At 61.1% G+C, this 16,615-nt stretch carries 15 protein-coding genes, 1 tRNA gene and 1 pseudogene; 11 read left to right on the top strand and 6 right to left on the bottom strand.

What is annotated here, in order from left to right; all coding sequences use genetic code 11:
• Positions 1-1,579 precede the first annotated feature (1,579 nt).
• From AUL38_RS09400 to AUL38_RS09390, 3 genes are read left to right on the top strand one after another with little or no spacing between them, the layout of a single operon-like run.
• Positions 1,580-1,888 carry a DUF6112 family protein gene (locus AUL38_RS09400; RefSeq protein WP_059061426.1) on the top strand — a complete coding sequence of 103 codons (309 nt, stop codon included), beginning with the start codon at positions 1,580-1,582 and terminating at the stop codon, positions 1,886-1,888.
• 33 nt (positions 1,889-1,921) lie between these two features.
• On the top strand, positions 1,922-3,277 hold the full coding sequence (locus AUL38_RS09395; protein ID WP_059061415.1) for a hypothetical protein: 1,356 nt from the start codon (positions 1,922-1,924) through the stop codon (positions 3,275-3,277).
• A 6-nt stretch (positions 3,278-3,283) separates the two neighbouring features.
• Positions 3,284-4,753: an SCO6880 family protein gene (locus tag AUL38_RS09390; protein ID WP_059061413.1), complete on the top strand. Its 1,470-nt coding sequence runs from the start codon at positions 3,284-3,286 to the stop codon at positions 4,751-4,753.
• Positions 4,754-4,801: 48 nt separating this feature from the next.
• On the opposite strand, the gene AUL38_RS09385 is transcribed toward AUL38_RS09390, so the two are convergent.
• Entirely contained in the window at positions 4,802-5,557 is a 756-nt protein-coding gene (locus AUL38_RS09385; RefSeq protein ID WP_059061411.1) for a hypothetical protein, read from the bottom strand.
• A 113-nt stretch (positions 5,558-5,670) separates the two neighbouring features.
• Between AUL38_RS09385 and AUL38_RS09380 the strand changes: the two genes are divergently transcribed.
• The 7 genes and pseudogenes from AUL38_RS09380 to AUL38_RS17760 form a co-directional block, all read left to right on the top strand.
• Entirely contained in the window at positions 5,671-6,453 is a 783-nt protein-coding gene (locus AUL38_RS09380; RefSeq protein ID WP_059061409.1) for a hypothetical protein, read from the top strand.
• Positions 6,450-7,934: an ATP-binding protein gene (locus tag AUL38_RS09375; RefSeq protein ID WP_059061406.1), complete on the top strand. Its 1,485-nt coding sequence runs from the start codon at positions 6,450-6,452 to the stop codon at positions 7,932-7,934. Before AUL38_RS09380 ends, AUL38_RS09375 begins: the two co-directional genes overlap by 4 nt.
• A 58-nt stretch (positions 7,935-7,992) precedes the next feature.
• Entirely contained in the window at positions 7,993-8,511 is a 519-nt protein-coding gene (locus AUL38_RS09370) for a hypothetical protein (RefSeq protein ID WP_083506751.1), read from the top strand.
• Positions 8,508-10,304, top strand: a complete 1,797-nt coding sequence (locus AUL38_RS09365) for a type IV secretory system conjugative DNA transfer family protein (protein WP_059061402.1) — start codon at positions 8,508-8,510, stop codon at positions 10,302-10,304. Before AUL38_RS09370 ends, AUL38_RS09365 begins: the two co-directional genes overlap by 4 nt.
• 86 nt (positions 10,305-10,390) lie before the next feature.
• Positions 10,391-10,846, top strand: coding sequence for a single-stranded DNA-binding protein (locus AUL38_RS09360; protein WP_059061400.1), 456 nt, complete (start codon positions 10,391-10,393; stop codon positions 10,844-10,846).
• 57 nt (positions 10,847-10,903) lie between these two features.
• Complete coding sequence (locus AUL38_RS09355; protein WP_059061458.1) at positions 10,904-11,431, top strand: hypothetical protein; 528 nt, start codon at positions 10,904-10,906, stop codon at positions 11,429-11,431.
• Positions 11,432-11,690: 259 nt separating this feature from the next.
• Positions 11,691-12,920 (top strand): annotated as a pseudogene (locus AUL38_RS17760) (recombinase family protein); the annotation flags it as partial.
• Between the two features lie 111 nt (positions 12,921-13,031).
• Here AUL38_RS17760 and AUL38_RS17755 read toward each other — a convergent pair.
• The 4 genes from AUL38_RS17755 to orn form a co-directional block, all read right to left on the bottom strand.
• Complete coding sequence (locus AUL38_RS17755) at positions 13,032-13,190, bottom strand: hypothetical protein (RefSeq protein ID WP_235590674.1); 159 nt, start codon at positions 13,188-13,190, stop codon at positions 13,032-13,034.
• 45 nt (positions 13,191-13,235) lie between these two features.
• Positions 13,236-13,493 (bottom strand): hypothetical protein, encoded by a 258-nt coding sequence (locus AUL38_RS17750; protein WP_059061394.1) that lies wholly within the window; start codon positions 13,491-13,493, stop codon positions 13,236-13,238.
• Between the two features lies 1 nt (position 13,494).
• Positions 13,495-13,570: transfer RNA gene (locus tag AUL38_RS09335), tRNA-His, on the bottom strand.
• Between the two features lie 123 nt (positions 13,571-13,693).
• Positions 13,694-14,362 (bottom strand): oligoribonuclease, encoded by a 669-nt coding sequence (gene orn, locus AUL38_RS09330; RefSeq protein ID WP_083506748.1) that lies wholly within the window; start codon positions 14,360-14,362, stop codon positions 13,694-13,696.
• 72 nt (positions 14,363-14,434) lie between these two features.
• On the opposite strand from orn, the gene def reads away from it, so the two are divergent.
• On the top strand, positions 14,435-15,001 hold the full coding sequence (gene def / locus AUL38_RS09325; protein WP_059061393.1) for a peptide deformylase: 567 nt from the start codon (positions 14,435-14,437) through the stop codon (positions 14,999-15,001).
• Positions 15,002-15,301: 300 nt separating this feature from the next.
• On the opposite strand, the gene AUL38_RS09320 is transcribed toward def, so the two are convergent.
• Complete coding sequence (locus AUL38_RS09320; RefSeq protein WP_059061391.1) at positions 15,302-16,519, bottom strand: MFS transporter; 1,218 nt, start codon at positions 16,517-16,519, stop codon at positions 15,302-15,304.
• Positions 16,520-16,615 lie beyond the last annotated feature (96 nt).

The raw sequence follows: 16,615 nt of genomic DNA, 5'->3' as shown, positions 1-16,615 counted from the left end.
ACGAGGAGGCATAGGTTCATCCTTCCAGGCCAGCAGAAACTAGCCATGTTGAATGTCACCTAAACGTGCATCAGACCCACTCGGGAAACAGACATCGTTTGGCCACCACGCGGTCTTACGGACTCGAATTCGATTATCCGCTGAAGGTCTTTGGCAAGTGCACGATCTTGCGTAATGAAATGAAGGTTTGCTTGTGTGCGGAATTTCAGTGCAACTGAGAGGAGTACGGCATCTGCGAAGGGGTCATTCGAATCCCCCGCGACTTCGATCGTGCCAGCATTCACGAGCGGTGAAAGCTTCGCAAGTGTATAGCGCGCCCTTTTCGCAAGATCCTTTTTCTGGCTTGAGCGTGAATGCTTTACCAGCTCATCATGGTTTCGAGTCGCAAGTACTAGCCGACCTCTCTTTGCAAGCCTCGAAATTTCTTCAGACCAAAACGTGGTCTCCTTGGCCTGATCATGAACGATTTCTTCTCCTTTCCTTTCATCGCCGTTCCAACAGGAGACTAGGAGGCTCGAAGTATCGAAGAAGTGGAGGGTGCTAGCGCGACTCATTGGTTTCACCGCCTGCGCTCGCTTCATTCGAACTGGCGCCTACACTGGCTCCAGCGAATCTAACGATCTTGCTCGACACCTGCTGTACGTTTACGCCTTCGCCCCAGCCAACGATCTTGCTCTTGGGGGGCGAGCTGTCTGGCAGGGAGGTGGTGACGGGGCGATCGGTGAGCGGTCGACTGTTATCAAAACCGAGAATCTTAGATCTGATGCCAATCAATTTGCGCGCTCCCGTGCTGGACGAGATCCTCGACAGAATTTGAAGTTTCCGCTTCGAGAGAGAGCGGAGCTGGCGAGGCGCGGGGCTTGACCTCAGTAGACTTTCCGCTCGCGCAAGACTATTCACCAGTTTGGATGTACGAGCCTGCACGAGCGGCGCGGATTGCTGAACAGATTCGGAACGTCTCAAGGCTTGTTTACGAACCACGGCATTACCAATGTAGGTCGAACGCCTTTGCCCGTACCCGTAGAGTCCTTGGTTACGTCCTGTCACAACTCCTGCAGTCCAGCTTTGTCTAGAGCCATTGCCAGGTCTAAAAGTCGAGCCAGCTTTGCCGACAACCTTGTTGCCGATGTGCTGGGCATGAGCCTTGGAGTACCCTTTAGCCTGGTACTGCCCAGCGATCTTCCCTGCTACGAATGAACGGGTGTTCGCGGAATAGGTTCGACCACCGCTCTTTCCTTTAGCTCCACTCGCTGATGAAGTACTACGGCTAGACGTACCGTAGTTTCGAGAGCTACCTCCTCTGTAGGCGCTACTTCGAGCGCCACCGCCTCGGTAGCCACTGCTTCGATATCTAGCCACCCGCAACCCCCGATCAAGTTGCTTCTTATCTTAACGTCAGGCTTCGGCGGACCACCCTCAGGGAGGTGCATTGTCCATCTCGCCGCTTGACAAGTGTTCAAAGAGAACAGATTGCAGCAGGGGGTGGCGGCCCACCTTGTAGGCGACCATGTTTCGTCTGCCGCCAACCTGGCGGTTCTGCCGCAAGGAGCACGTTGTGTTTGAACTCGCCTCACCTTTGATGGAAGCATCCGCTTATCTGACCACGTTGGTGCCGATGAACATCGACATCACGCCGAATGACTCGGGCCTTCCTGGCATCGCTCAGTTGCGCACCATCGTGGGTGCTGTCATGACCGTCGGTCTGATTCTGAGCGTGCTCGCCCTCATCATTTCAGCGATCGTCTGGGGTTTCGGATCGAACTCCTCTAACCCGCATCTGGCATCGCGCGGCAAGGTCGGTGTGCTCGTCTCGTGCGGTGCCGCTGTTCTGTGTGGCGCAGCAGTGACCCTGATCAATTTCTTCTGGGCCGTCGGCCAGCAGGTCTAACCCGCCTCATCACTAACCCAAAGGGGGCATCTGATGAGTGTGTGCGACATCCCCGTCATCTCAGCAGTCTGCGAAACCGCCGGTGAAGCGGCGGCGACTCTCGTCTCGGCACCATTCGACTGGCTTGCCTCGACCATGGGGCAAGCTGCCGGATGGCTGCTTGAAACGATGTGGCAAGTCTTCGACTCGACCACCCTCGTCGACGTCACGAGCGACGGCTACCTCGGTGTCTACAACCTGCTCTTCGGCATTGGCGTCTTCGTCGTCTTGCTGTTCTTCACGTTCCAACTGGTGCTTGGCCTGATCCGGCGCGAACCTGCCGCGCTCTCACGTGCAGCACTGGGAGCTGCAAAAGCGGTCCTCGGCTCGTTCGTTGTGATCACCCTGACCGCAACAGCGCTGGAGATCGTAGATCAGCTCTGCATCGGCATAGTGCAGGCCGCAGGAGAAACCACCGGCACCATGGGCGACAAAATCATGCTCCTCACTGCCGGTCTCGCGACGATCAACGTCGCAGCCCCCGGTGTAGGCGCGATCGTGACGATCTTCCTTGCAGGGCTCATGATCTGCGCGATAGCGATCGTGTGGTTCTCGCTTCTCATCCGTAAAGCACTGCTCTTGGTCGCAATCGTGCTCGCGCCGATCGCGTTCGCCGGTGCTGCTTGGGACGTCCCCCCCGGATGGGTCGGAAAATGGGCCGCATTCGTCATCGCGCTGATCGTTTCGAAGCTCGTGCTCGTGGTCGTATTCCTCATCGCGATCACTCAGATCTCGACGCCCATTGCCGTTGATCTCGCTGCGGTGACCGAACCTGTCAGCGGGATCGTGCTGCTATTCATCGCAGCGTTTGCCCCATACATGGTGTACCGATTCATCTCGTTCCTCGGCTTCGATCTGTACCACGCCATGGGTAGCGAACAAGAGGCCAAAGGCGCCGTCAATCGTCCCGTTCCCGTGCCTGCGAAAGCACAGAGTGACGGAGTCAAGAAGGTCCTTGATGGTGGCGGCGGCAACGGTGGATCGGGCGCGAGCGCGGCCGGAGCAAAATCGGCGACCGCCGGAGCAGGCGGTGGCGCGGCCGCAGGCACAGCTGGAGGTTCGGGCGGGGCTGCTGCGGGCGGTGCCGGAGCAGGAGCTGCAGCCGCTGGCCCTGCCGCCGCTGTTGTCATTGGCGCAGAGGTTGCGAAGACCGCCGCAACTGCGGGACCGAAAGCCGGTGGCGCGGTCGGAGGCGCTGCTGAAACTGCGGCGGGTTCCGCTGCCCAGAACGCGGCACCGACCGCGCCGTCCCAGACAGCTCGACCTGCTGCGCCTCAACCCAGGACTCCGTCGGCTGATCCGGCTCCACCGAGGCCCGCGCCGCCTGCACAGAAACTACCGAAAGAGTGACCCGCCATGTCTTCGAAGAGCACGCCAAACCAGAGCACCGGTGAACTCACCCCGGTGAAGTTCTCCCGACTCACCCGCCGCGGCGTTCTGCTCGGCCTCTCGGTCTCACAGCTCGTCGCCCTCGGCGTTGCGGTGGGCGCTCTCGTGTGGGCGTTCTACGCCGGAGGCGGCACTCTCATCGCGTTCACCGCACCCATCTGGGTGCTCGCTGCAGCGCTCACCTGGGTGCCGATCGCGGGGCGCGCAATCGTCGAGTGGATCCCAGTCGCATTCTGGTGGATGTGGAAGTCCACCGGCGGGCAACTGCTGTACCGCCGCAGAGTCGTGACACCCCGGCCCGCCGGAACCCTCGCTCTACCTGGTGACATGGCTCGACTTCGCGAGTACGAGGACCCCGTCACTGGTGCGGGGATGATCCACGATCCTGCCGCTGGGACCCTGACTGCCGTCCTCCAAGTAACACACCCGGCGTTCGTGCTCCTCGATCCCGGTGAGCAGGAGCGGAGGGTGGCATCGTGGGGGCGAGTGCTCGCGACCGTCTGCCGGTCCGGACGCGTCTCAATGCTTCAAGTGTTGGAGCGGACTTTGCCTGACTCGGGCACCGGACTTGCTGAATGGTGGGAAGCGCACGGCACGCAGGATGACACGTGGGCATCAACGACCTATGCGGAACTCATCGAGCGTGCAGGCCCCACAGGGGAACGACATGCGACGACGCTCTCGCTGTCGCTCGACATGCGCGCCGCGGCACGCCAGATTCGCACAGCGGGTGGCGGAGTTCGCGGCGGTGCTGCGGTCCTGCGGCAGGAGATGTCCACGCTGGTCGCTGCGGTTCGGTCCGCAGATCTTGCACCATCCGCGTGGCTCAATTGCGGGCAGATCGCCGTGATTCTGCGCTCCGCCTACGACCCGGCCGTCGCTGCAACGCTCGAACGACACGGTGAACTCGGTCAGTCGCTTGCCACCGCTGGCCCAGTCGCAGTAAATGAAACATGGTCGGGGCTACGCACCGATTCAGCTCATCACGCGGTGCTGTGGATCAGCGAATGGCCGCGATCGATGGTGTACCCAGGATTTCTCGCACCAGTGCTACTGTCCAGCGGAATCCAGCGCTCGTTCTCACTGCTGTGTACCCCGATGCGTTCCGACCAGGCGGCGCGAGACATTCGCAAGAAGAAGACCGAGTACATCTCTGATGCCCACCAGCGGCAACGGATCGGACAGATCGAAGACGCATCACAAACAGCTGAGTTTCACGACGTACTTCAGCAAGAAGCCGACCTCACAGCAGGTCACGGTGTGCTTCGCTACACCGGACTCATTAGCGTCTCGGCGGCGAGCGCCGACGAACTCGACGCCTCCATGGCCGCGATCGAACAGGCCGCCATTCAGGCCTCCTGCGAGACTCGCTTGCTCGTCGGCCAACAGGCTCAGGCATTCACCGCGGCGGCACTGCCACTGTGTCGGGTGGTTTGATCCCAATCCTCAAATCCCGTTCCCGTAGAGCCTTCTTTCAGTCCGCTCCTACTCCAAGGGCTTTTGTTCTTCCTCACCACGCCCAAGGTGACGAATTAGCACTTTCATGACTTCGGTGACCACTTCGTCGTCTTGCTGCTGAGGCACGGCTTCAATTGCCTCTTTGACCAACTGCAAGAACTCATCTTTAGGGAGTTCTCTCATCTGGCGCTGCCAAGTCAGAGTTCTGTCGTCACCCGCCTCAATTGTTGCGCGAGACAAAAGCAACCAAATCTGCTCTTCAAAGGAGTTAAGTGCCAAAGCGCTTCGGAACAGATTTCGCCATTCGTCAAGGCTGAGAACAATCTCCGTCTCTCCTTCAACTACCTCGATATCCGTTGTTTGTGGAGATGTTTCAAGAGAGGCTGACGGAACTTGGATATCAATCTCAATGGCATCAAGCTCACTCACCTTGGAGATTACAGCTTTGTTGGGGCGGAATCTGTTCACCACCCGAGTACTGAACGTCTTGATTGAATCCCAGTTCTTTCCAATTGCGACTGCACCTCCGACAACTACCACCGCACCAGCAAGCAGGATGACTTTGGTCCCGGGCGGGAGGTCCCCAAGTGCTTTCACAACCTTCTTCAAGCCGTCTTCCGCCTCGCCCTTAAGAAAGATAGGTGCATGGGTTTCGAGAGAGTTCGATGCTGTGTTACGAAGCATTGCGTTTACGGCATCGTCCGCGTACCCGGAATTCGAGAGCTTCATATTCTCGAAGACTCGAACAACAGCGTCATAGTCCGTATATCCAGGATCAGACATGGATTCTCCTACCTATGCATTAGCCCGCATGCGCGTTGTTGCCAGTGTACTTCCCAGCCAAATCATGGCACGGGACGCACACCTGCTCAGCAACAGCAGCTGAGGAGGACTCCATGCCCACGTTTTACGATCCCGGCGCTGATGCCGGTGAAGCATCCGAGGCATTGCGCGGTCTGGCGCACGCAAGCCGACGGTTCGGGCATCCACAAGAAATGTACGCTGTCGTCGGCGACCTGCTTGGCGGGGTGCGATCCCTACGACAGGTGCTCGACCAACTCGCTACGGCTCATGCCTCGAACCGGCCACTTGCATTCGACGACACTGGTGATCACTCAGCAGGATCGAAGGACGCGTTGGCTGCGGCCGATGAATTGCACCAGGCGGCAACCTTCATTGATCAGGCCGAGGAGCGTCTCAACGTGGCGATGTCGGCGGCTGGAAGAATCGCGTGGCACACCGAGCCCGCAGACAATCCGGTGTCAGTCCAACGCTGGATAGGTGTCTGCTTTCTGCAAGGCGATGACGCGGATGAGCTGCTGCAATTGATCGACGACGAAGGTGCCGATGCAGCACTGGACTATCTGAAGAATTGGGACTACGGGGACGAAACTACCCAGGCAGCCCTTGAGAACGGCTACGTCTATGACCTACCGCCAACCGGTCCGCTGGAGCAAGAGGTGCGTAGCCAGAACTACGACATGACGTTCAGTCACTCCTTCGGTCACGTCGGGCTCTACCGGCTCCACGAGATCAGCCCCTCCGACGTCATCACTGACGAGAGCCCCATCAGTTCAAGTTCACTCGCGCATGACTTGCGGCCCAGCGCGTCACCATCAACTTGGTTTGAACACCCCGGTGTTGCTGCGGTCAAGCGAGCGAGAGGACTGGGGCTGTGAACAAGGGCGACACCGAACGCTTGCACACCTCGGTGCTCGTCGCACCGACTGCAGAGAAACGGCGAGCACGTAAGCAGCGAAGCAACGCTGCGAAGAAACTTCAGGTCGAACAGCGCGAAGCCGAAAAACTTGCATCGCGAAAGAAGTATGAGGCGGAACAAGCAGAGCGCCGATCCACCACTTACCTCCCGAACGCAGGGGCACTTGGACCTGCCCAGTTGCGTTCACCCAGCAGATTCAAACTGCCGCGGCATCAGGACACCTCAGCCACCCTCGCGAGCGCGTACCCATTTCTTGCCGAAGGCGGGCTCGGATCCGAAGGCGTCTTCGTCGGACAGGATCTCTACTCGGGTGGCTCGTTCGTGTACGACCCCTGGGTGCTCTACGCGCGCGGACTCATCACCGCACCAAATCTGGTGCTCGCGGGCATCGTCGGCTCCGGTAAATCGTCACTCGCGAAGAGTCTCTACACACGCTCGCTCCCATTTGGGAGGCGAGTCTACGTACCCGGCGATCCCAAAGGCGAGCACACCGCAGTAGCCGAAGCCGTTGGTGGGCGCGCGATCGTACTCGGGCACGGACTCAGCACACGGCTCAATCCTCTCGATGAAGGTTATCGACCACTCGGGATGAGTGATGAGACGTGGGCATCGACACTCGCCGCTCGTCGGCGTGATCTCATTGGTGCGCTTGCCGAAACTGTGCTCACGCGCCCGCTCACTCCGCTAGAACACACGGCGATTGACACAGCTTTGACCGAGACGGTGCGAGCGAACTCGGTACCGATCTTGCCCATGGTCGTGGACCAGATCCTCTCTCCGAGCAGCGCAGCGGACCCTGATGGTCGCCTGGCAGAAGACGGCCGCCTTGTCGGCCACGCGCTCCGGCGTCTTGTTGCGGGTGACCTTGCGGGCCTCTTCGATGGACCATCGACAGTGCAGTTTGACCCGACCCTGCCGATGATTTCACTCGACCTTTCGCGGGTCGCCGAGAACTCGACCCTGATCTCGGTGCTGATGACCTGTTCGTCTGCGTGGATGGAGTCCGCACTACTCGACCCGAATGGCGGGCAGCGATGGTGCATTTACGACGAGGCTTGGCGGCTCATGTCGCACCCCGCACTACTGAAGAGGATGGATGCGCACTGGCGACTCGCTCGTCACTACGGTATCGCCAACATGCTCATCTTTCACAAGCTCACCGATCTCGAAAACGTCGGCGACCAGGGTTCAGCCATGCGCGCACTTGCAAACAGCCTGCTCGCGAACGCTGAGACGAGGATCATCTACCGGCAAGAGTCCGACCAGCTCGGCGTCACTGCAGCGTCGCTCGGGCTCACCGGCACCGAGCAGAAACTCCTGCCCGGCCTCGGCGTAGGGCAGGGGCTTTGGCGCATCAAGGATCGATCATTTGTGTGCCAACATCAGCTACACCCGGCCGAGCTAGAACTCTTCGACACGACCGGCCGCATGACCGGTTAGTGAATTGGGTCAGGTCGAACACCTCATAGCTATGAGCAATCAAAACGTTGATCTTCGCATGTCCGAACGCCCGCTTGTTGATCTGCCGCTGGCGGTTATCACCGTTAGGGAGATGGGGGCGGTTAGCGCCACGTTCGACGGTGTCGAGGTTCCACCTCCAATCTACGCAGAGCATTGGAGCCGAGCCCAGTTCGGTGAACTGCTGGACACGCTCACACAACAGCGCAGTCGTTCGATACGGCTTGAAGTGCGTGAAAGCGACGGCAGCGTCTTCACTGAGATCATCCATGCCGGGCGCGGCACTGCTGAGGCGACCGAAGTAGCGACACAGCCCGCTGTGCAGCCTGAATCTCGACGAGCACGGCGAGGCAGACCTCCACGGCTTGTCGAAATCACCGGTGACGGGTTCATTCAAGGGGAGGACGTTCTTGTCGCGATTCCGGTGAGCACCGCAGAAGGTGATGTTTCCGGCGTCGCTCGGGCAGTGATCGACCTTGACCAACTCGTGAACCAAGCACGCGAAGTGGCGCTCATCGGGTACGTGTCCGGACGTATCGTGACTGAGCGGCTCCCATGAGAACGCAAGGGCGGCAGGCCGGTTCATTCGGCGACGAGATGACGAACATCTTGATCGGGGCGCTCATCGGCGCCTTCGGGCTCACTCTCGTGCTTCGTGCTGCCGGTTCGATCGCGGCATTTCTGACTGGAGCGAGCCAGCCCGGTGAAGGGATTGCGGGGGGCGTCGGCGTCTTGTTTGATCCGACTGATCCAGGCAGGGCACTCGGTGCCGAAGAATTGAACCCGTTCATGTACTGGCTGGTTGCGGGCGCAATGCTCGCCATCCTCGTCGTTCTGATCATGTGGGCCTGGAGGCGGTGGCGACGGCACTCACGGAAGGTTGACACCGACCCGCGCAGGCTACCGGGCACCGCAACTGCCCACGAGGTGCAGGCCACCGCATCCTCCCGTGCACTGCTGCGCCGTGCTGGCACGCTCCGCCCGTCACTAGAGAAGCCGGGATCCGCCGATGTTGGATATCGACTCGGACAGTCTCGCGGCAAGGAGGTGTGGGCAAGCGTCGAAGACTCGATCCTGCTCATTGGACCACCTCGTTCAGGTAAGGGTCTGCACATTGTGATCCCGGCGATCCTCGATGCACCGGGCGCGGTCGTGACGACCTCCACTCGGCCCGACAATCTGACCGCGACGCTGCGCGCACGAATGCGAGTCGGTCCTGTCATGGTCTTCGACCCGCAACACTTGGCGGAAGGAGTACCCGCGGGGCTGCGATGGTCTCCGATTCGAGGTTGTGAGGATCCGCTCACCGCGATGATTCGCGCGGCCGGTCTTGCGGCGGCCACCGGGCTTGCCGACGGGGGTGTCGACGGCGGCGGATTCTGGGAAGGTAAGACTCGTGTCGCACTGCAAGCGATGCTGCATGCTGCGGCGCTTGATAATCGCACACCCGCAGAGCTGTTCCGCTGGACACTCGACCCGTCAGCCGCTGCCGACGCCGTCGGCATCTTGAATGCCTCACCTCGTGCTGCAACCGGCTGGTCTGATGGCCTGGAAGCGATGATCGAGACCGATCCACGCACCCGCGACTCGATCTGGCAGGGCGTCTCGCTCGCTCTCGCCGCTCTCGCTGACCCTCGTGTGCTCGATGCGGTGAGCCCTGGCCCAAATGAAGCCTTCGACCCGGAAACGTTCATTCGGGATAAAGGCACCCTCTTTCTGCTCGCAACTGGCGCGGGCGCGGGGAACAGTGCTGCACTCGTTGCAGCGTTCGTCGAGGATCTTGTCGAAACCGCCCGTCGCATGGCGGCTCGATCACCCGGGGCACGGCTCGATCCGCCGTTGCTGCTCGCGCTCGACGAGATCGGCAACCTCGCGCCATTACCTTCACTGCCAACGCTCATGGCGGAGGGCGGTGGTACAGGGATCACGGCGATGCCCGTGCTGCAGTCACTCGCTCAGGCCCGCGACAAATGGAGTGAAGATCAGGCAGCTGCAATCTGGGACGCGAGCATCGCGAAGATAATCCTCGGTGGCGCATCGAACTCGCGAGACCTGCAAGACCTCTCAACCTTGATCGGTGAACGCGACGAGTTCACAGACTCCGTGACGCTCGGTGACTACGGGTCACGATCCAGTCAACGTTCCGTGCGCCGGGTGCCGATCATGCCGCCCGACCGCATTCGCACGATGCCGTTCGGCACAGGAGTCGTCTTGCTGCGCTCAGCTCCACCGATCATCGTCGATTTGCTGCCGTGGCCAAAGCGGCCTGACGCTGCGTCGCTAAAGCTAGAGCGCAGCGAGATTGAAACACTGCTCGAAAACCGGCCCGAAAACCGGCCCGAAAACAAGTGACGGGCTACCGAGCTGGTTGCGCTTACGCACCTGCCTGATATGAGCGGCTGACGTGGCTGCTCCCGATCAGGCAGGAGGACGGTCCCATGACTATCCGCACACAGCAGTCGATCTCAGGATTCATTGCTAGCGACCCTCAACTCACGCAGACTGAACGCGGCGACGCACGTTTCTACGCACGCTTCGGCCAAGAGAACTTTCGCCGCGAAGACGACGGCACATTCACGAAGCTCGAAACCAGCTTTCACAACCTGGTGATGTACCGCGCAACGGCAGAGCGTGCATACGAACGCTTCTCAAAGGGCGACAGCTTCGGTGCCGAAGGCTACTTGCACGAGTACAGCTACGAGCGCGACGGCCAAGCAACAGATGGCGTGGAGTTTGTCGCTAAGAAGATCGGTCACGACACCGCGCGCACCCAGTACGACGTGGATCGAAGTCAGCGCTCAGCATCGCAGGATACACCGGCGCGCGGGCAGAGACGCGCGTTCGAATCCCCTCAGAAGCGGCCGAGCACCAGTGCTCCGGCACTTGGTCGCTGAAACAACAGGAGCGAAACGATGACTGAGAATGATCGTCCTGAGTCGGCTTTCGACGACATGCCGGATCCAAGCTTCGGCCCAGAGGAGGCGACGGCACCCCCGCGTCCGATAAACTGGAACTTGCTTACGTCGCATGACCTTGAGCACGAACTCCTCGCGCTCAACCGGTGGGTGAACTGGCTCAGAGTGGAATATGGGCTTCCAGCATCCGAGATACCACCGCTCTGGCATCGCCACCCAGAATTGCTCTGGGAGTTGTCGGCGCTGCACCTGCACTGGCTCAGTGCTTACGATGCGGAACAAGATGGCTCGGCACCGTTCGGCTGGCACCGCGACTTCGCCGATGCCCGCGGGCGACTGCGCGACTGGGTCGCTGCCAGCGGAACTCGACGAGACCGAGATCGTCCCACCAGGCAGACGCCCTGGCCAGGCGAAGAGAACACTCAAGAAGTCGTGGAGCAGGTCATTCACGACCGCGAAGCAGACTTCGTCGACTTCGTGCTCGATCAGGTGCGTGCCCGAGAAGCCGCAGAGGATGCGTTCTACGCAAACATCGACCTCGAATCTGGCGAGGTGCGTGAGTGATGCCTCGACCATATGAGAGGAAGACCGACCGCCGCAGCCGCGCGGAGCGCAGATACTCGGTGCGAGCTGAGCACCGAGAACAACCGGATGTCGATCTGCTGGCCGAGCTGCTGATTCGCTTCGCGCTACAGGATGCGGGCGAAGCTCGCGCCGCTTTCACAGAGCCCTGGAACGGCGCCCTGGCAGGGATCAAGCGTCGGAAGTAGAATGGAGTAGTCCGCTGTGGAAGTGGATGTTGTGGTTCTAAAACCCTCGCGCTATGGCGCTTGGCAAAATAACGTGGCCGTTCCGGCCTAGTCCTACAGCCATTCGGCTCTTCTCACGATCAACATTCACAGTTGAACATTCTGCGGTGGGCATTCAGAACCACACATTGCGGAGAAGTGTCATGAAGAGCCAAAACCCTAGCCGCGCCGCGGTCGATGATCTGGTGCGTCCCTCAGTGCCGTCCGGCGGTGCAGTCGCCGTCACGTACCTGCGTGTGTCCACGAAGGAACAGGCAGAGAAGGGCGGCACGGACGAGGGGTATTCGATCCCCGCGCAGCGCGAAGCGAACCGTCGCAAGGCCGAGCAGATTGGCGCGACGATCGTCGAGGAGTTCGTCGATGCTGGCGAATCTGCACGCAAGGCGGACCGGCCTGAATTGATGCGAATGATCAAGTACGTCGCCGAGCATCAGGTCAACTATTGCATCGTGCACACAGTCGACAGGCTCGCACGTAACCGGGCCGATGATGTCGCGATCCATCTAGCGCTTCGTGACGCCGGGGTCATGCTTGTTTCTGCGAGTGAGAACATTGACGAGACCCCGTCGGGCATGCTGCTGCATGGCATCATGTCGTCGATTGCTGAATTCTATTCGCGGAACCTCGCCACCGAGACAGTGAAGGGGCTCACGCAAAAGGCAGCGCAGGGCGGCACCATCAATCGTGCGCCGATTGGCTACGTCAACATTGGCGTGCGAGACGAGCGAGGTCGTGAGAATCGAACGGTGAAGGTCGATGAAGAACGCGCACGACACATCACGTGGGCGTTCCAGGTGTACGCATCAGGCCGCTGGACCCTGTCACAGATTCATCGCGAACTCATCGCCCGCGGGCTCACGACGTTGCCGACTCCAAAACGGCCGTCGAAACCGATCGCGATCTCGACACTGCACCGGATTCTCTCGAACCCGTACTACAAGGGTGACGTCACGTTCAAAGGCGCAACCTATACAGGCAGCCATGAACCGATCGTGCCCAAAGAGGTCTGGTACCAAGTGCAGGCCGTGCTCGACTCACACAAGTCTGCGGCTGACGCGACCCAGGTGCATGACCACTATTTGAAGGGCACGGTGTACTGCGGTCAGTGCGGGGAGCGCCTGATCATCACGAACGCGAAGAACCGACACGGCAACGTGTACCCGTACTTCGTGTGCTCGGGCAGGCATTCGGGGAAGACCGAGTGTACAAGGCAAGCGATGCTGATTGAAGATGTTGAGCGGCTCATCGAGAAGTACTACGAGATGGTCGAAGTGTCACCTGGCATGCGGCAAGACCTCGCAGGGAAGATTCACGCCGATTTCGACTCGCTCATGGCTAACGAGACGAAAGAACTCTCACGTCTCACGAGCGAACGTGACCGGCTCGATGGCGAGCGGATGAAGCTGTTGCAAGCCCACTATGCAGGGGCAGTCCCGATTGACTTGTTGAAGCAAGAGCAGGATCGCATCGCGAACCAGATCGGTGACATTCAGCACCGGCTCGAAGCGCACCACGACGAGTATGCATCAGCCAGGGCAAACCTCGATGACTCGCTCGGGCTACTCGCCAACATCGTCAGTGTGTACGAGCGTGCTGATGACGCGAACCGGCGACTGTGCAACCAGGCGTTCTTCCACCGAATCTTCATCGAGGAAGAAGGGGATGTCCGGGTCGAATACGAGCGACCCTTCGGTTCGCTCTGCGACACCGAGGAACAGATGAACGCGCTCAACTGGGCAGCCGAAGCTAAAAAGAGAGGAGAGGCTCAAACCGGACAAAGAGTGGTTACTCTTGTCGAGGGTTTGAACCTCTCCCATTTGGGGTGGCTAACGGGACTTGAACCCGCGACCACCGGCACCACAAGCCGGTGCTCTACCGACTGAGCTATAGCCACCATGCGGCCGAGGGGGTGGAGCCCACTCGGCAACCCCATAAGCATATCCCACGGGATAGCGCCTCGCCAATTCGGCGGCAATCGCGTGTCGCGCCCGGCGAGTCTCGGGGTGGCGTAGCGCGGTTACTCCGGCGACGAAGCGGTGTCGGGCTGCGCTGCAGGCTCCGCGTCGATGAGCGGGGCGTACTGCTTGCTCACCGCTGTTGCGATCTTCTTCGAGGCCTTCGAGTCAGGGCCGGCGCCCTCGACGAGAACGGCGCTGCGGAAGTAAGCGAGCTCCTGGATCGACTCAGCGATGTCTGCGAGTGCACGGTGCCCGCCGCGCTTCTCCGGGGCGCCATAGTACGCCTTCGAATACCAGCGGCGTGCGAGCTCCTTGATGGTGGATACGTCGATGGAGCGGTAATGCAGCCGCTCCTCGAGGGTTGGCATGTACTTCGCAACGAATCGTCGGTCCATGCCGATGGTGTTACCGGCGACGAGTGGGCGACGCCCCTCCGGGACGAACTGGTTGATGTACTCCAGCACCTGCGTCTCCGCCTCGGCTGGTGTGACGCCGGCCTCGATGCGGGGGAGCAGGCCCGACTTCTCGTGCATATTGCGCACGAAGTCGTTCATGTGCTCCATCGCGGCCTCACCCGGGTTGATGACGATGTCGAAGCCCGGGTGTAGCGGGGTGAGGTCAAAGTCGGTCACGATCACGGCAATCTCGCACAGTCCGTCATTATCTGTGTCGAGCCCGGTCATTTCGCAGTCGATCCAGACGATCTGTTCTGCGGGGGCATTCGACACGGTGACTCCTTTGAGCGGGGATACGGTCAAGCCAGTCTAACTGCGCACTCTGACGCCGGTAGGCTAGCCGTCATGGCTATTCTCCCCATCACCATCTGCGGTGAGCCCGTACTGCACCGCCCCGCGGCACCCGTGACCGAGTTTGATGCGAAGCTGCGCACCCTCGTCGACGACATGTTCGAGACGACTGTCGCGGCTCCCGGTGTCGGTCTTGCTGCTCCCCAGGTCGGGATCGGTCAGCGGCTGTTCGTGTGGATGTATGAGGATCAGGATGAGGCGCCGGCGCAGGGCGTCGCCATCAACCCTGAGCTGTGGATCGCGCCGCTCGAGCCCGGCCTCCCCGAGGAGGACGAGGTTGAGGGCTGCCTGTCGTTCCCCGGCGAGCGCTTCCCGCTGCGCCGGTCGCAGAAGGCGCTCCTGCGTGCGCAAGATATCGACGGCAAGCCGTTCGAGGTCGAAGCGAGCGGCTGGTTCGCACGCATCATGCAGCACGAGTACGACCACCTGAACGGGCTGCTCTACGTGGACCGCCTCGTGCACCCGGATAGCCGAACTGCGCAGAAGATCGAGCGCAAGCGTGGCTGGGGTGTGCCTGGGTTGAGCTGGCTCCCCGGCGTCGACGACCTCGAGGGCGAGTAGCCGCAGCGCTTGGCTGGCCAAGTCGGCCCGCTCACCTCAGCAGACACGAGCGCCGAAAAGACATGTCCTCAGCGAAGTCAGGGTTTTTCTGCGGCCGAGCGCTCCTGACTTCGCTGAGGGCATGTCCAATGAGCGCACCGCTGGGTGGCGATTCTTCAGGTTGAGAGAGTGGTGGCCACGGCGAACGCGGGCGTTTCTGCAGCTCGGAGACGGTGTCGTCGGGCTAGGCGGTTCTGGCTGTGCGATGATTCCGGCGATGCCGCGCTCATCAGGGCCACGCGCGAGGACAGGGCGCCCGCGCTACGCCCTGCTCAACGCAGCGGTCTGCTTCGAGGTTGCCATCCAGGCGATCGCGGCTGCGGTGAGCAGCGCGGCGGTGACGCCAAACGCCCAGCCGAAACCGGCGAGGTCGACGATCGCGCCCGCGATGAGCGGCCCGAGTACGCCGCCGAGGTCGGTCACCATCGAGTAGGTGGACACCACCATCCCGCCTTTTCGCTTGCCCATGACATCTGCGAGAACGGCTTGGTGGCCTGGGTTTGCGAGTGCTGAGCCAACGCCAGCCACGACGATGATCGCCATCGCTACCGGCAGCGAGCCTGAGAAGGGGAACGCGGCGAATGCTGCCGCGAGCAGCAGAAATCCGGTGATGAGCAGCGGGGTCCGTCCAATGGTGTCGCTCCACCTGCCCGACGGGAAGATGAAGAGCGCGTTGCCCGCGGCGTAAGCGGCGAGCACCCACGCCGCCGTGGTGGCATCGCCGGCGAAGACGACAGCGACAAAGATGGGGATGAGCGATACGCGCACCCCGAAGGATGTCCACCCGAAGGAAAACGCCGAGAAGAGCAGCGTCCGGAAGGTGGGCAGCCGGAGTGCCTCGCGGAGAGTGATCTCCTCGCCCGCTGGCCTCGATCCCGGTGCGGTCTGCGGCAGCGCGTGCTTGCTGCGGAGCGCGATGGTGACGACGATCGCGGCGGCGACAAGGGTGAAGAAGTAGAAGATGAAGGGCGCCCGCAGCCCGTAGCTCGCGACTACGCCGCCAAGCACCGGCCCGAGCAACCCGCCGAGGAGGAAACTGGCGGCGTTGACGCTCGCCACGCGCGCCCGTCCCTGCGGCGGGCTCGCCTCGACGAGGAGCGCGGTCGCAGCGATGCTGAACATGGCAGACCCGAGGCCTCCGAGGCCCCGGAGGATGAGGAACTGCGGGTAGTTCATTGCAAACGCTGCCGCGCCGGTCGACGCGGCAACGATGAGGATCCCTGTCGTGTAGGTGGCGCGCTCGCCAAACTTGCTGACAACCCATCCCGCGAGGGGTGCGCCGACGAGCCGCATGAGCGCGAACGCGCTCACGATTGCGGAGGCCGCGAACGTCGAGACATTGAATTCGAGGGCGAATTGGGGGATCGCAGGGGCTACGACGCCGTAGCCAAGGGCGACGGTAAAACCGCCGGCGACGAGGGCCCACACTTCGAACGGAAGCCGCACCTTGGGAGGCTGGGCGGCGGACTGTTTGGGCATCGAATCAGTCTATCTCGCAATGGTGCGCCCGGTTCTGGCACGTCTGCCCATGCCGTGCCCAGAAACACCACATAGAATAAGAATCAGACAGTGCCG

It is taken from the genome of Leucobacter sp. G161, from assembly GCF_001482305.1.
Classification (GTDB): domain Bacteria; phylum Actinomycetota; class Actinomycetes; order Actinomycetales; family Microbacteriaceae; genus Leucobacter.
Note: the sequence above shows the minus strand (reverse complement) of the source record. Positions and strands in the feature narration are given on the sequence as shown.

Excerpts from the sequence above, each read along its gene's own strand:
- AUL38_RS09400 (WP_059061426.1), top strand. The coding sequence starts at position 1,580 with ATGGAAGCATCCGCTTATCTGACCACGTTGGTGCCGATGAACATCGAC.
- AUL38_RS09395 (WP_059061415.1), top strand. The coding sequence starts at position 1,922 with ATGAGTGTGTGCGACATCCCCGTCATCTCAGCAGTCTGCGAAACCGCC.
- AUL38_RS09390 (WP_059061413.1), top strand. The coding sequence starts at position 3,284 with ATGTCTTCGAAGAGCACGCCAAACCAGAGCACCGGTGAACTCACCCCG.
- AUL38_RS09385 (WP_059061411.1), bottom strand. The coding sequence starts at position 5,557 with ATGTCTGATCCTGGATATACGGACTATGACGCTGTTGTTCGAGTCTTC.
- AUL38_RS09380 (WP_059061409.1), top strand. The coding sequence starts at position 5,671 with ATGCCCACGTTTTACGATCCCGGCGCTGATGCCGGTGAAGCATCCGAG.
- AUL38_RS09370 (WP_083506751.1), top strand. The coding sequence starts at position 7,993 with ATGTCCGAACGCCCGCTTGTTGATCTGCCGCTGGCGGTTATCACCGTT.
- AUL38_RS09365 (WP_059061402.1), top strand. The coding sequence starts at position 8,508 with ATGAGAACGCAAGGGCGGCAGGCCGGTTCATTCGGCGACGAGATGACG.
- AUL38_RS09360 (WP_059061400.1), top strand. The coding sequence starts at position 10,391 with ATGACTATCCGCACACAGCAGTCGATCTCAGGATTCATTGCTAGCGAC.
- AUL38_RS09355 (WP_059061458.1), top strand. The coding sequence starts at position 10,904 with ATGCCGGATCCAAGCTTCGGCCCAGAGGAGGCGACGGCACCCCCGCGT.
- AUL38_RS17750 (WP_059061394.1), bottom strand. The coding sequence starts at position 13,493 with ATGGGAGAGGTTCAAACCCTCGACAAGAGTAACCACTCTTTGTCCGGT.
- def (WP_059061393.1), top strand. The coding sequence starts at position 14,435 with ATGGCTATTCTCCCCATCACCATCTGCGGTGAGCCCGTACTGCACCGC.
- AUL38_RS09320 (WP_059061391.1), bottom strand. The coding sequence starts at position 16,519 with ATGCCCAAACAGTCCGCCGCCCAGCCTCCCAAGGTGCGGCTTCCGTTC.